We start from the raw sequence: 13,282 nt of genomic DNA, 5'->3' as shown, positions 1-13,282 counted from the left end.
GGGGCCTTTTCCGTGTCCCCGGCGGTCCTGGAGCCCTGCGTGCGGGGTTCTCGACCTCCGCGCCGCCGTAACTCTCGCAGGGCTGGGGGCGGCGGTCGTCGTGCAGCCTGGGCCCGTTCATTAAGGCGTGTTGCTCCGGCCCTGCTCCCGGGCCGTTCCAGGGCATAGGGTCCCTTCCATCAGCACGCACGGTTTATTCGTAGGGAGTTGACGGCAATGGCGCCGAAGACGGTATTTCTGGCCTTCGCGGAGCAGGACGAGTTGTTCCGGGACCTGTTCACCGCCCAGTGGGCCCGGGCGGGGGACCAGGCCCGGTTCCTGGACGCGCCCGGGGACGAGGCCTGTCCGCAGGAGTGGAAGAAGGACGTGCAGGAGCGGATCCGCGGTTGCGACGGGGTGGTCGCGCTGATCGGCGGCGGTACATCGGCCTCGTCCGCGGCACGGTGGCAGATCCGGTGCGCGGTGGCCGAGGGCAAGCCGTTGCTGGGCCTGTGGGTGGAGACCGGGCACCGGAGCAAGCCGGCCGAGATGGGACCGGCGCGCTGCGAGTCCTGGACCTGGGAGAACATCGGGAACTTCATCGACCGCCTCTGACCCGGTGGCCGCCGGAGCCCACCGTGTGGGCGCTGTCGGCACCTGGTGCAGCCCCGGAGGAAGCACCGGCCCCGGATTCCGAGGGGGCCGCTCGGGGCGCGGGCCGAAGCAGCACCCGCCCCGCCGCCCGTCCCGCCGCTAGGCCCTCTTCACCGTCAGGGCCACGTCGGGGCAGGAGGCGGCCAGGCGGGTCAGCGCGGACTTCTCCCTGCTGTCGACCTTCAGGCCCCAGCGGACCTTCACCGCCACCCACTCCCCGACGTAGCCGCAGCGGTTCTTCGCCGGCAGCCAGTCCTCCGGGCCCCGGGCGCCCTTGGAGGAGTTCAGCGCCGAGGTCTGGGCGTTGAGCGACCGCCGGTCGCCGAGGTCGTTGTAGAAGGCCACCCGCTTCGCCTGGGTCCAGCTCCGGGCGCCGGAGCCCCAGGCCTCGTGGACCGGGACCGTGTGGTCGATCTGCACGGTCGTCGCCGAGGTGTGGGTGCGCCCGTCCCAGCTGGTCGCCCACTTGCCGCCCTTGACGGTGCAGCGCCCGGCCGTGGTGTAGGTCGCCGTCGCTCTGGTCTCCTGCAGGAGGACTTCGGCCCGGGTGTTCTGGCAGTCCCGGTCGGCGTCCTTCCAGACCCCGAACTGCTGGTCCCGGTCGTAGCCGGCGTTGTTCTCCGCGGCCACCGGCAGGGACTTCACCGCACTGCGCAGCGGGGCGCTGTAGGTGGTCGCCGCCTCGGCCGGGGCCACGCCAGCGGTGAGGAGCAGACCCGCCACGACCGCGGCCGCGGCTGTGGTGCGGCATCCTGCGCCGGCAGCGGCAGCGGCAGGAGCGGGCGAGGAGGACGTGGGGCGGACGCGCGAGAACAGACCCAAGAGCATGAGGAGACTCCAGAATCAGGGGGACGAGGCGCCTGCGGGGGCGCACCCTCATTCTGACATTACGATTGCAAACTCGGCCGGAGCGGCGTCGCGCCGGCACGTCAGCAGTTGTGGGGACGCCTTCCCCGCGGGCGAGCTGTGGCCTCCACCGGGCGAGCGGTCGGGACCTGCCGTGGGGGTCGTCCTGCACGTGCCGACGAGCCACCGGCAGGCAACGCCGCGAACGGTCTCCGTTCCATCAGGGCCCGCCCGCCGGAACGACAGCTCCCGCACAGGATCAGGTGCCGGACCGGGCTCCGGCCACCGCCGGCACCACGACGCACGAGGAACCCGCGGCGCAGACGACCGCCCGGACGACGCGGCGCACGATGAACGCCGCGACGCTGCTCGCGTGCGCGGTCGTGCTGCGGCGGATGGAGCTCATCACCGGGTCCCTGCTCGTCACGCCGGTCGGCGTCGGCCGGGACGTGCGCCGGACCGAGGAGTTCGCACGGGGTTGCGTGGGGTCCTGACGCGCCGGTGGCTGCTCAGCGGGGGAGGTGGCGCTGCAGCCACATCGTGCACCACAGCTTCAGCCGCATCTCGTCCCAGGTCGGGGCGTCGACGACGAGGGCGGCGGGACCGTACCGGTGGACCGAGTCCACGCCGTCGCGGTCGGTGAGCTCGGCGATCATCCACTCCACGATCTCCGGGTGTAGGGCGGCGATGTCGTCTCGCAGCCCGACGTCGAAGCAGTCCACCTCGGCGACCACCGTCACCGGAGGCTCCTCGACGGCGGCCGCGTCCGGGCCGTCTCCGCGCAGGGCGGACACGGTCCGGCGGGTGTGGGCGAGCAGCTCGGCTCCGCTCATCGCCTGCCGTCCGTGGGCGGTCTGGTACAGGCCGTAGAGCGGTATCCCAGGGAGGAAGATCTCGTGCCCGGCGCCGGCCAGCACCGGGTGGTTGTGCGCGGGGTAGTCGCTGATCCGGTGCTCGCCGATGCGCCAGCGTGCCTCGGGCACCTCCGCGGTGAGCAGCTGGCCGAGGTAGGAGGCGAAGCCGTCGACCAGGGCGAGGGACCCGGCCGGAGGGTGCGGGTCCACGAGCTTGCCGTGACGCGCCCAGCTGGGCCAGGAGGGTCGCGTCGGATCCTCCTCCAGCGGATGCGGGTCCACACCCAGCTGACCCGCCCGTGCGGTGATCCACTCCCACACCGGGGCCACGGACTCGACGGAGCCGTCGAGGTGGGCATCGGGGTCGGTGCCGTGGGCTGCCAGCTCCGAGCGCAACCGCTGCAGCGCCGGGTCGCGTTCGGCCAGATAGGCACCGAGCGCGGCTGCCGCCTGCTGCGAGGTCATCCACTCGTAGAGCAGTTCCGTCATGTGCGGAACTCTACTGCCGCGCGCTCGCGGTGCTGGGCGGGGCACGGCGTGAGTACCCCGCGGCGTCCTCCCGTCCGGCCTGCAGCCACAGGATCTCGGTGGACCGCCGGGCAGCCCGGGCGGAGGGAATCCGGGATCCCGTCCTTGCGACCCGTGCGGCAGCCGGACGGTGCTTGACGCGGACGCCGGGCCACCACAGTCTGTAGGCTGATGTGCCAGAGCGAGGCACGAGGACCGTGGGGGATACGGACCTCGTGCCCTGGGCGACGATCTGGGGGGACGTTGGGGGATACGGAACTTCTGCCGGTCGGCCGTGCCGAGCCGCAGCGGGGGCGCCGGGACGAGGTCCTGCGTTCCGCGGGGCTGCTGGGCACGGTCCCGGAGGAGCGGTTCGACCGCATCGTCCGGCTGGCCGCGAAGCTCATCGGCGTGCCCATGGCGATGATCAACGTGATCGGTGAGCAGCAGTGGACGCGCGCCAGCCACGGGATCGAGGCAGGGGTGACCCCGCTGGGCGACAGCATCTGCCGGCACGCGGTCGACGAGGGCGGCCGCCTCGAGGTGGCGGATCTCCGCCGCGACGACCGGTTCGTGGACAACAGGTTCGTGGTGGAGAGCCCGGGCGTCCGCTTCTACGCCGCAGAGACCCTCGCGGTGGCGGGCGAGACGATCGGCACGCTCTGCGTCCTCGACACGCAGCCGCGCGAGCTCGACCGGGAGCAGCTGGAGGTCCTGGGCGAGCTGGCGGCGTGGGCGGAGGCAGAGCTCAACAACAAGGCCCTCAACGACCTGGCGCACGAGGCCCAGCAGAGCGGGGCCCTGACCCGCGCCGTGCTCCAGAGCGCAGGGGACGGGATCGTGGCCAGCGACCCGGACGGCTCCATCCTGATGGCCAACCAGGCGGCCGCCGACATGCTCGGGTGGAGCCCGGGGGAGCTCGTGGGACGCACCCTGCACGAGATCGCGCACCACACCCGCCCGGACGGGACGCCGTACCCGGTGGCGGAGTGCCCCAGCCACCGCGCGATCGACGAAGGCCGGTCGATGCCGCCGCACGACGACCAGTTCTGGCGGCGCACGGGAGAACCGCTGCCGATCGAGATGACCGTGACCAGCCTCGACCAGAGCGACGGTGAAAGAGGCGGAGCCGTCACGGTCTTCCGGGACGTCTCCGAACGCCGCGAGGTCCAACGTCTCAAGGACGAGTTCGTCGGCGTGGTCTCGCACGAGCTCCGCACCCCGCTGACCTCCATCGTCGGCAGCCTGAAGCTGCTGCACGCCGAGGTCGCGGCACCCCTGGACGAGCGGCAGCGTCCTCTGGTGGACATGGCCCTGCGGAACGCCCAGCGGCTCGGCGCGCTCGTCGACGACATCCTCGACATGGACCGTCTCGACGCGGGACGCATGCCTCTGCGCACCGCCACGGTCGACGCCGGGGACCTGGCCCGTGGCGTCGTCGAACAGCTCCAGGGCACCGCCGCTCTGGAGGACGCCGAACTGGTCCTGGACGCGACCGGAACAGGCCTGCTCGTCCAGGTGGACCTCGCACGGATGACCCAGGCGATCACCAACCTGGTCGGCAATGCCCTGAAGTTCAGCGCCGGCGGCCGGGTCCGGGTCCTGGCACGGCGCGAGGGGCCCGAGGTCCTGGTCGAGGTCGCCGACACCGGGATCGGCATCGCTCCCGAGGACATCCCCGTTCTCTTCGAGCGCTTCCGGCAGGTGGGGGGCATCGACCCCGGGCGGCGCAAGGGCACCGGTCTCGGGCTGGCCATCACGAAGGCCATCGTGGACCAGAGCGGGGGACGGATCGAGGTGACCAGTGCGGTCGGTGAGGGCAGCGTCTTCACCGTCGTCCTCCCGGCCGCGGACGAGGGGACCCGACCGCACGCTCGACCGAAGGAGGAACGCAGCACATGAAACGCACTCTTCTCGTCGTCGACGACGAGGCCGACATCCGCGAGCTCGCGAGGATGAGTCTCGAGCTCGTCGGCGGCCACCGCGTGCTCGTGGCGTCGTCGGGTCAGGAGGCCCTGGCCGCGGTCGCGGCGCACCGGCCGGACGCCGTGGTGATGGACGTGCAGATGCCGCACATGGACGGTCCCACGACCTTGCGCGCTCTGCACGCAGAGGGGGGCGACGTGCCCCCGACCGTCTTCGTCACCGCGTCGGTGCTGGAGAACGACCTGGCCGCACTGCGGGAGATGCCCGTGGCCGGCGTGCTCACCAAGCCGTTCGACCCGATGACCTTCGCGGCGGAGCTCGAAGAGCTTCTGGGGTGGGCACGATGACCGCTCTGAGCAGCCCGCAGCAGGAGCAGCTTCCCTACGGGGGCCGCCGGGCCCTCGTGGTCGACGACGACGACATGGTCGCCGAACTGGTGCGGCTGGGCCTGGAGACACAGGGCATCGAGGTGGTCACCGCGGCCGACGGACACGAGGCGGAGGAACGGCTGACGGAGATGGTGCCGGACGTGGTCGTCTCCGACATCAACATGCCCCGCATGGACGGTTTCGCCCTCGTGAGCAGACTGCGGGCCGATCCGCTGACGCGCAACGTCCCGCTCATCTTCCTCACCTCGCTCGACAGCTCGGACGACGTGGCGCACGGCCTGCGGCTCGGGGCGGACGACTACGTCCGGAAGCCGTTCCTGCTCGACGAGGTCGTCGCGCGGGTGGTCGCCAAGCTGGACCGCCCCACGGTGTCGGTGGACACGATGCTCCACGACGTGCGCACCGGCCTGCTCGGCCGTGCGGCGATGGAGAACGAGGTGCGCCGCGAGATCGAGCGTGTCCGCCGCACGGGCCGCCCTGCGTCCCTGGCGCTGATCGACGTCGACGAGCGGGCGCTGCTGCGCGAGCGACTGGGGCAGCGGGCCGAGGAGGAGCTCGCGATCCAGGTGGGGGAGGCGGTGACGAACGCGGCGTCCCCGCTCGACCGGCTGGGGCGTGACGAGGCGGGACGTCTGCTGTTCCTGGTGTCCGACGAGGACGAGCCCGGCACCAGGACCAGGCTCCGGAACCTCGCCGAGGGACTGGCGGGGCAGCGCCTCGTCGTGGCCGGGGAACCGGTCCGGGTCACGCCCGTGGTCGGCTGGGTGAGCCTGGACGAGGGGAGTACCGAGCTCACCGGAGCGGAGGTCCTCGAACGGGCCCTCACCGCCGCCGCCGCCGCGAGCATGCACCTCGATCTGCAGCCGGTGCGGTGGAGCAGCGATCTCGTCCCCAAGGACCCCCGGCAGCCCGGGGGCCTGCGCAGACGGCTGTCCGCTCTGCGCGCGACGCTGCGCACTCCCCTCCAGGTGCTCCTCACGCTGCTGCTGGGGATCGTGGTCCCGTTCTTCCTCTACATGGGTCTGTACCTGCTGGGCCTCGACGTGAGCGGCGTCATGTACTTCGCCGTGGTGGCGGCCCTGCTCGTCACCGCCGCGTCCATCTGGGCGGAGGGGTTCCTCGCCCTCAAGCCGGACCGGCCGCCGGAGCAGCCCGCGACGCCGTATCCCGCCGCCTCCGCGGTCATCGCCGCCTATCTGCCCAACGAGGCGGCCACGATCGTGGAGACGGCCGAGGCCTTCCTGCGCCAGGACTATCCGGCCGATCTGCAGGTCATCGTCGCCTACAACACGCCTCGCCCCCTGCCGGTCGAGGAGGCCCTGCGCGAGATCGCGGCCCGCGACCCGCGCCTCGTGCCCTACAAGGTGGAGGGGTCGACCAGCAAGGCGCAGAACGTCAACGCCGCCCTGGCCCGGGTCACCGGGGAGTTCGTGGGTGTCTTCGACGCGGACCACCATCCCGACGTCACGTCCTTCCGCCGTGCGTGGCGCTGGCTCTCCTCCGGCTACGACGTCGTGCAGGGGCACTGCCTGATCCGCAACGGCGATGCGTCCTGGGTGGCGCGCACCAACGCCGTCGAGTTCGAGTCCATCTACGCGGTCAGCCACCCGGGCCGCGCCCGGCTCCACCGGTTCGGGGTCTTCGGCGGCTCGAACGGCTACTGGCGCACGAACCTGCTGCGGATGATCCGGATGCACGGGTCCATGCTCACCGAGGACATCGACTCCAGCCTGCGGGTCGTGGAGTCGGGGGGACGGATCGCGAACGACCCGGACCTGATCTCGCGCGAACTCGCGCCGACCACGCTGAAGGCGCTGTGGAACCAGCGGATGCGCTGGGCGCAGGGCTGGTTCCAGGTCTCGCTCAAGCACATGCCGCGGGCCTGGCGGTCCGACGCCCTGACGCTGCGGCAGAAGCTCGGCATGAGCTTCCTGCTCGGGTGGCGGGAGGTGTACCCGTGGATCTCGCTGCAGATGTTCCCGCTGCTCGGCTTCCTCGCCTGGCGGGACGGCGGGGTGGCCAACCTCGACTGGCTCATCCCGTTGTTCGTGCTCAGCACGCTCTTCACGCTGTCGGTGGGCCCCGGGCAGACCGTGTTCGCCCGGAAGCTCGGCGCGCCGGAGATCAGGCGGCAGCGGTTCTGGTTCCTGCGTTATCTCGTCGTCTCGTCGCTCTTCTACACCGAGTTCAAGAACATCATTGCCCGGGTGGCGCAGTTCAAGGAGTTCTCGGGCGAACGGGAGTGGAAGGTGACGCCCCGGCCCGTCGCCAACCCCACGCCGGAGACCGGCGATGACTGAGCGGCCCGTTCCCGACGCCGTCGCCGCCCTGTGGGAGCGGTTCCGTCCCCTGGTGCGCTCCCGGATCGAGACCCTCGAACGGTTCGCGGAGGGGGACGCCCGCCTCGGTGCGGAGGACGCGGCGCGGGCCGCGCACAACCTGGCCGGCTCGCTGGGCAGCTACGGTCGCCACGACGGATCCCGGATCGCGCGGCGGATCGAGCAGGCCCTGCGCGCGGAGAGTCCGCCCTCGGGGGAATGGCTGCGGCACGAGGTCGCCCGGCTTCGCGCGGAGGTCGAGTAGGCGGTCGGTCACCAGGTGGCTGTGGCCACGGACTCCGCGGGCAGGCTCAGCTGGGCGGCCTGGCCGTTCCACCGGACGGTGACGGTCTGTTCGGTGGCGGTGTCGTTGAGCAGCAGCATCACGTGCCGGTCGTCGGGGGTGAGGAACGCGGCCGTCTCGACGCCGTGGGGGCCGCCGGTGCTGGCCACGCGCTCGGAGCCGCGGGGGAGGTGGCGTCCGACGTGGGCCAGCAGCCAGTACTCCGTGGTGGGGTCCACGGTTGCGGTGCCGGGGTCGACGGTGAGCACGCCGCGGCAGTCCTGGCAGCCGCCGTTCTTCGGTCCGGATGCCGGGTCCAGGGCGATGTTCCACCACAGCACGGCCTGGGAGTGGTTGCGGAAGGCGCCGATGAGCATGTTGCGCATGCCCCAGCGCAGGTCCCCGGAGAACCCGCTGGTTCCGTGTCTTCCCGTGCACTCGGTGGTCCAGATCCGCGCCCAGGGGAAAGCACCGGCCACGGCCGACTGCTCCGAGACGTCCCCGGCGTAGCAGTGGAACGCCGCCCCGGCGTAGGTGCCGGCCGGGGCGGTGGCGAGGGCTTCGACGGGTGCGGCGGCGTCGTCCCAGTTGTCGTCGTGCGCCAGGATCGCGACCGCGGTCAGCCCGCGGGCATCGAGCTCGGTGCGCAGTGCGGTGGCGACGCGGACCTGCTGCTCGACCGGCATCCTCGTGGAGGGGTAGTCGGGGGTGGAGTGGTTGGGCTCGTTGACCACGGTCATGGCCGCGACGTCGAGCCCCGCGGCGGTGAAGCCCGCGGCCGCCCGGGCGAGATAGGCGGCGTAGGCGGATTCGTGCTCGGACGACAGGCTGCCGCCGTGCGTGGTGCCGGAGTCCTTCATCCAGGCCGGGGGGCTCCAGGCGCTCAGCACCAGGCGCAGGGAGGGATTGACGGCCTGTGCCTCGCGCAGCAGGGGAACGACGTGCTCGTGCTCCCGCGCCACGGAGAAGTCGTACAGGCCCGGGTCGGTCTCATCACCGGGGAGGTCGTCGTAGGTGTAGTCGTCCAGGGCGAAGTCGCTGGCGCCCAGCGGGACGCGCACCACCGAGATGCCGGCCCCCTCGGTGGGGTGGAAGAGGTCGCGCAGGGCTGCTGAGCGGGTCTCGGCCGGCAGTCGGGAGAGCAGCCAGGCGGAGGACTCGGTCATGGCCGCCCCGACCCCGACGAAGCGCTGGTGCCGGGTGCTGTCGTCCACCACCACCGCGGCGGGGACCTGCTTGTCCCGGCCGAACGAGACGACCGGCCGGGGAGTTGCCAGGCTCGCCTGGTCCCCCGTGGTCACCACCCAGTCGATCCGCGGACCGGATGGGACGGCTTGGGCGCCGGGCAGCAGCATGGTGAGAATCATACCGAGCGGCACCGCGACGGACAGGGCGACCGCGAGGACGACCGTCGTGGCGGGACCGAGAATGCGCAGGGGGGGACGCACGAGGGTCTCCTAGGAGCAGGCCGGCACAGGAGGTAGTGGCGGCCGAGGGTGGGGGGACGCGCGCCGGGCGCCCGTGCCCGGCGTCGCAGAGACCAGTCAACCCGTCGGCGAGTGCGAGGCACCACGTGCCGTGGGGGCGGCGTCATACACAGAGGTCAGCGCGTATTTGCGATCGTCACATTACCCCCGGCCCGCGGTCCCGGGGCGCGGACGCCCGCACGACATAGCACACGGGCGGCTCGCCGGGCGGGGACCCGGACCGGGGCGGTGCCTCCGGCGGGCGGTCGGTCACCAGGTGGCTGTGGCCACGGACTCCGCGGGCAGGCTCAGCTGGGCGGCCTGGCCGTTCCACCGGACGGTGACGGTCTGTTCGGTGGCGGTGTCGTTGAGCAGCAGCATCACGTGCCGGTCGTCGGGGGTGAGGAACGCGGCCGTCTCGACGCCGTGGGGGCCGCCGGTGCTGGCCACGCGCTCGGAGCCGCGGGGGAGGTGGCGTCCGACGTGGGCCAGCAGCCAGTACTCCGTGGTGGGGTCCACGGTTGCGGTGCCGGGGTCGACGGTGAGCACGCCGCGGCAGTCCTGGCAGCCGCCGTTCTTCGGTCCGGATGCCGGGTCCAGGGCGATGTTCCACCACAGCACGGCCTGGGAGTGGTTGCGGAAGGCGCCGATGAGCATGTTGCGCATGCCCCAGCGCAGGTCCCCGGAGAACCCGCTGGTTCCGTGTCTTCCCGTGCACTCGGTGGTCCAGATCCGCGCCCAGGGGAAAGCACCGGCCACGGCCGACTGCTCCGAGACGTCCCCGGCGTAGCAGTGGAACGCCGCCCCGGCGTAGGTGCCGGCCGGGGCGGTGGCGAGGGCTTCGACGGGTGCGGCGGCGTCGTCCCAGTTGTCGTCGTGCGCCAGGATCGCGACCGCGGTCAGCCCGCGGGCATCGAGCTCGGTGCGCAGTGCGGTGGCGACGCGGACCTGCTGCTCGACCGGCATCCTCGTGGAGGGGTAGTCGGGGGTGGAGTGGTTGGGCTCGTTGACCACGGTCATGGCCGCGACGTCGAGCCCCGCGGCGGTGAAGCCCGCGGCCGCCCGGGCGAGATAGGCGGCGTAGGCGGATTCGTGCTCGGACGACAGGCTGCCGCCGTGCGTGGTGCCGGAGTCCTTCATCCAGGCCGGGGGGCTCCAGGCGCTCAGCACCAGGCGCAGGGAGGGATTGACGGCCTGTGCCTCGCGCAGCAGGGGAACGACGTGCTCGTGCTCCCGCGCCACGGAGAAGTCGTACAGGCCCGGGTCGGTCTCATCACCGGGGAGGTCGTCGTAGGTGTAGTCGTCCAGGGCGAAGTCGCTGGCGCCCAGCGGGACGCGCACCACCGAGATGCCGGCCCCCTCGGTGGGGTGGAAGAGGTCGCGCAGGGCTGCTGAGCGGGTCTCGGCCGGCAGTCGGGAGAGCAGCCAGGCGGAGGACTCGGTCATGGCCGCCCCGACCCCGACGAAGCGCTGGTGCCGGGTGCTGTCGTCCACCACCACCGCGGCGGGGACCTGCTCGACCCGGCCGAAGACCGCACCCGGTTGCGTGGCCGCGTGTTCCTGCTGGTCCCCGGTGGTCACCGTCCAGCTGATCTCCGGGGACGACGAGCCGCCCCGGGGCTCCGGCCGCGGCGCGGAGCAGGCTCCGGCTGCCAGCACGGTGCACAGCAGGACGGTCACGGCCACGATCACCGTTCGCATCCTCATCAGCCCTCCGCCCACCGTGGCCCCCTCCGCCGACAGAAGTCTAGGCGCACGGGGAGAGGCCGCCGCCACGGTCGGGACCGTGCGGGTCAGCCGCCGATGTACTCGCCGGTGATGGCGTCGACGGTGCCGGCCTCGATGCCCTCGCACTGGGAGACGCCGGCGGCGGTGACGGGGGTGTAGTTGAGGCAGAAGGCGTCGTAGTACGGCATCCCGGACTGCCAGGCGGCGTAGGCCTCGTCGTAGTCGAAGTCCTGGGCGGGGATCGCGCCGGGGCCGGGGTTCGCGCCCGGAGCGGTGGCGCAGGCCGCCGGGTCGGCACTGTTCGTGGCGAGGTACTGGCCGAGGGCGTCCACGACGTCGACCTGCTGCCGGCCGGTGCCCATCGCCGCGCGGTAGCTCTCGCAGAGGGCGACGGCGACGCCGGGATCGTAGAGGTTCGTGCTGATCCGGTGCACCGTGGGCCCGGCGCCCGTCCCGCCCATGATCTCGACGCCGGTGAGCGCTCCGGCGAACTGCGCGCCGGCGGCCGTGCCGGTGAACGCCGACAGGGGGTCGGCGGGCGCGGGCTCGGCAGGCGCGGGCTCGGCGGGCTCCGGCGGGTTGTTCGCGGGCGCGGCCTCGGTCGGCTCCGGCTCGGAGGAGGGGGAGGCCGCCTCCTCCGGGGTCTGCGAAGCCGGGGGGGACGAGGACGGCGCGCCCGACGACGGGGACCCGGACGACGACGCGGCCGGGGTGCGGGAGGGACCGGCCCCGTCCCCCGGGGCCTCGGCGTCGTCGGAGCAGCCGGTCAGCGCGAGGCCGGATGCGAGGACCAGGGCGAAGAGGGCGGTCTTCTTGCTCACGGGGTCTCCTGCGGGGCGGGGGGGCGGGGGGACGTACTGCACACTGTAGGGCGCGGACGTCGGCGGGCGGCGCAGGACGCCCCGGAACCGGTTCAGCCGTCGAGGCGGATGCGCACCCCGTCGACCGGCTCGGGCAGGCCGTGGACGGCAGTGTGGTTGAGAACGGTGTTCCACACGGCGACCCGCACCTCCGTCTCCGTCATGCCCGCCGGACGGCCGGCGACGACCACGGACCACTCCCGGCCCTCGAAGAGCGGGTCGGCGGTCGGGACGAGGATGCCCCGCGCGGCCAGGGAACGGAGGACGTCGGTGCGCACCAGGGCCTCGGCGGTACGGGGGGTGCGGGCGATGACGGTCATGGCGGGGATCCTTCCGGGCGGGCGCGGGTGCTGCGCAGTTCCTATTCGACCGCATGGAAGTGCCTCCGTGCTGCCCGCTCTTTGCCGGACACCGGCCGCTCCGCGCAGCACCTCCGCCGTGGCGGAGGGCGACCGTGAGGAGAAGGGCCGTGGCGGCCTCCGTGCGCCGGACCCGGTCGCGTCCCCGTCCCGTGCTCGCCCGCCGACGGGTGGCCCGGTGGTAGCTTGGTCCTCAGTCCACGTACTTTTTCTCATCATCAACGGAGGCGGGCATGAGTCATTCGGTAGGCCCCAGCACGGGCGGCACCTCGGGAGCGAGGACGGAGCGCACCGACCCCGGGACGGCGTCGATCCTCGACGTCGTCAAGGTCTTCGCCCGCCTGCTCCCCAAGCAGCTCAAGGACGAGGCGCAGCTCGCGAAGATCGAGCTCACGGAGAAGGCCAAGACGCTCGGCAAGGGCGCGGCCTTCGTCGTCGTCGGCCTGGTCTTCCTGCTGCTGGCCACCATCGCGCTCGTCGGCGCCGCCATCGCCGGCCTGTCGCAGGTGATGCCGGCGTGGCTGGCGGCTCTGCTGCTGGCCGTGCTGTTCCTGGTGGTCCTCGTGATCGCGGCCCTCATCGGGCTCGCCACGATCAAGAAGGCCCTGCCGCTCGTGCCGCGCAAGGCGATCTTCGGGGCCAAGTACGACCTCGGCGTGGTCAAGGAGGGCTCCGCCTACACCGAGGGCCGGGTCCAGCGCGAGGAGCAGCAGGCCCGCGAGCGCAAGGAGCAGGAGAAGAGCGAGGCCGCCCAGGACCCGGCCCGGCAGAAGCCCCCGGCGCCCACCGAGGAGCAGCTGCGGCACCGGCTCAAGCTGCGCCGCGAGCACCTCAAGACGCTGCGCGACGACGTCCAGGGCCGCGCCGAGACCATCCAGTCCACCACCAAGGGCTTCGTGGAGCGCACCAACCGCACGGTCCGGACCACGCGCACGGACGTCAAGGGCCTCCTCTCCCAGGGCGGCGGGAAGAAGTCCGCGTCCGGCCAGTCCGGGCTGGGGGAGCGGTGGCAGCCGCTCAGCGTCCTGGCCGTGGCGGGCAGCGCCTTCGTCCTCTTCCTGCGCAAGCTGTTCCGCTGACGGCGGCGTCCACGGCCGGCCCGTGGACGAACGC

Annotated in this window: 13 protein-coding genes; 7 read left to right on the top strand and 6 right to left on the bottom strand. The window is 72.5% G+C overall.

Annotation, left to right across the window (positions count from 1 at the left end):
* Positions 1 to 216: 216 nt before the first annotated feature.
* Positions 217 to 594 (top strand): TIR domain-containing protein, encoded by a 378-nt coding sequence (locus RE027_RS02775; protein WP_368806712.1) that lies wholly within the window; start codon positions 217 to 219, stop codon positions 592 to 594.
* 138 nt (positions 595 to 732) lie between these two features.
* Here the strand turns inward: RE027_RS02775 and RE027_RS02770 are convergent, their stop codons facing one another.
* The gene (locus tag RE027_RS02770; protein ID WP_368806711.1) at positions 733 to 1,461 is read right to left on the bottom strand and encodes an HNH endonuclease family protein; all 729 of its coding nucleotides are present in this window, start codon (positions 1,459 to 1,461) and stop codon (positions 733 to 735) included.
* 281 nt (positions 1,462 to 1,742) lie between these two features.
* On the opposite strand from RE027_RS02770, the gene RE027_RS02765 reads away from it, so the two are divergent.
* Positions 1,743 to 1,973 carry a hypothetical protein gene (locus RE027_RS02765; RefSeq protein WP_368806710.1) on the top strand — a complete coding sequence of 77 codons (231 nt, stop codon included), beginning with the start codon at positions 1,743 to 1,745 and terminating at the stop codon, positions 1,971 to 1,973.
* A gap of 15 nt (positions 1,974 to 1,988) precedes the next feature.
* Here RE027_RS02765 and RE027_RS02760 read toward each other — a convergent pair whose 3' ends face one another.
* A complete protein-coding gene (locus RE027_RS02760) occupies positions 1,989 to 2,822 on the bottom strand; it encodes a hypothetical protein (RefSeq protein WP_368806709.1) in 834 nt (277 codons plus the stop codon).
* A gap of 282 nt (positions 2,823 to 3,104) precedes the next feature.
* On the opposite strand from RE027_RS02760, the gene RE027_RS02755 reads away from it, so the two are divergent.
* The 4 genes from RE027_RS02755 to RE027_RS02740 are packed head-to-tail and all read left to right on the top strand — an operon-like array spanning position 3,105 to position 7,738.
* The gene (locus RE027_RS02755) at positions 3,105 to 4,742 is read left to right on the top strand and encodes an ATP-binding protein (protein WP_368806708.1); all 1,638 of its coding nucleotides are present in this window, start codon (positions 3,105 to 3,107) and stop codon (positions 4,740 to 4,742) included.
* Positions 4,739 to 5,113 carry a response regulator gene (locus RE027_RS02750; protein ID WP_368806707.1) on the top strand — a complete coding sequence of 125 codons (375 nt, stop codon included), beginning with the start codon at positions 4,739 to 4,741 and terminating at the stop codon, positions 5,111 to 5,113. The genes RE027_RS02755 and RE027_RS02750 overlap by 4 nt, the downstream gene beginning before the upstream one ends.
* Positions 5,110 to 7,455 carry a response regulator gene (locus RE027_RS02745; RefSeq protein ID WP_368806706.1) on the top strand — a complete coding sequence of 782 codons (2,346 nt, stop codon included), beginning with the start codon at positions 5,110 to 5,112 and terminating at the stop codon, positions 7,453 to 7,455. The genes RE027_RS02750 and RE027_RS02745 overlap by 4 nt, the downstream gene beginning before the upstream one ends.
* On the top strand, positions 7,448 to 7,738 hold the full coding sequence (locus tag RE027_RS02740) for an Hpt domain-containing protein (RefSeq protein ID WP_368806705.1): 291 nt from the start codon (positions 7,448 to 7,450) through the stop codon (positions 7,736 to 7,738). Before RE027_RS02745 ends, RE027_RS02740 begins: the two co-directional genes overlap by 8 nt.
* 8 nt (positions 7,739 to 7,746) lie before the next feature.
* On the opposite strand, the gene RE027_RS02735 is transcribed toward RE027_RS02740, so the two are convergent.
* The 4 genes from RE027_RS02735 to RE027_RS02720 form a co-directional block, all read right to left on the bottom strand.
* Positions 7,747 to 9,204 carry a glycoside hydrolase family 30 protein gene (locus tag RE027_RS02735; protein WP_368806704.1) on the bottom strand — a complete coding sequence of 486 codons (1,458 nt, stop codon included), beginning with the start codon at positions 9,202 to 9,204 and terminating at the stop codon, positions 7,747 to 7,749.
* Positions 9,205 to 9,492: 288 nt separating this feature from the next.
* Complete coding sequence (locus RE027_RS02730; RefSeq protein WP_368806703.1) at positions 9,493 to 10,929, bottom strand: glycoside hydrolase family 30 protein; 1,437 nt, start codon at positions 10,927 to 10,929, stop codon at positions 9,493 to 9,495.
* 86 nt (positions 10,930 to 11,015) lie between these two features.
* A complete protein-coding gene (locus tag RE027_RS02725; protein ID WP_368806702.1) occupies positions 11,016 to 11,771 on the bottom strand; it encodes a hypothetical protein in 756 nt (251 codons plus the stop codon).
* Between the two features lie 92 nt (positions 11,772 to 11,863).
* Positions 11,864 to 12,130, bottom strand: a complete 267-nt coding sequence (locus RE027_RS02720) for a hypothetical protein (protein ID WP_368806701.1) — start codon at positions 12,128 to 12,130, stop codon at positions 11,864 to 11,866.
* 272 nt (positions 12,131 to 12,402) lie between these two features.
* On the opposite strand from RE027_RS02720, the gene RE027_RS02715 reads away from it, so the two are divergent.
* Positions 12,403 to 13,248 carry a phage holin family protein gene (locus tag RE027_RS02715; RefSeq protein ID WP_368806700.1) on the top strand — a complete coding sequence of 282 codons (846 nt, stop codon included), beginning with the start codon at positions 12,403 to 12,405 and terminating at the stop codon, positions 13,246 to 13,248.
* The last annotated feature ends 34 nt before the right edge of the window (positions 13,249 to 13,282 follow it).

The sequence above is a fragment of the Kocuria sabuli genome (assembly GCF_040981185.1).
Classification (GTDB): Bacteria; Actinomycetota; Actinomycetes; order Actinomycetales; family Micrococcaceae; genus Kocuria; species Kocuria sabuli.
This window is presented reverse-complemented; position numbering and strand designations above follow the sequence as displayed.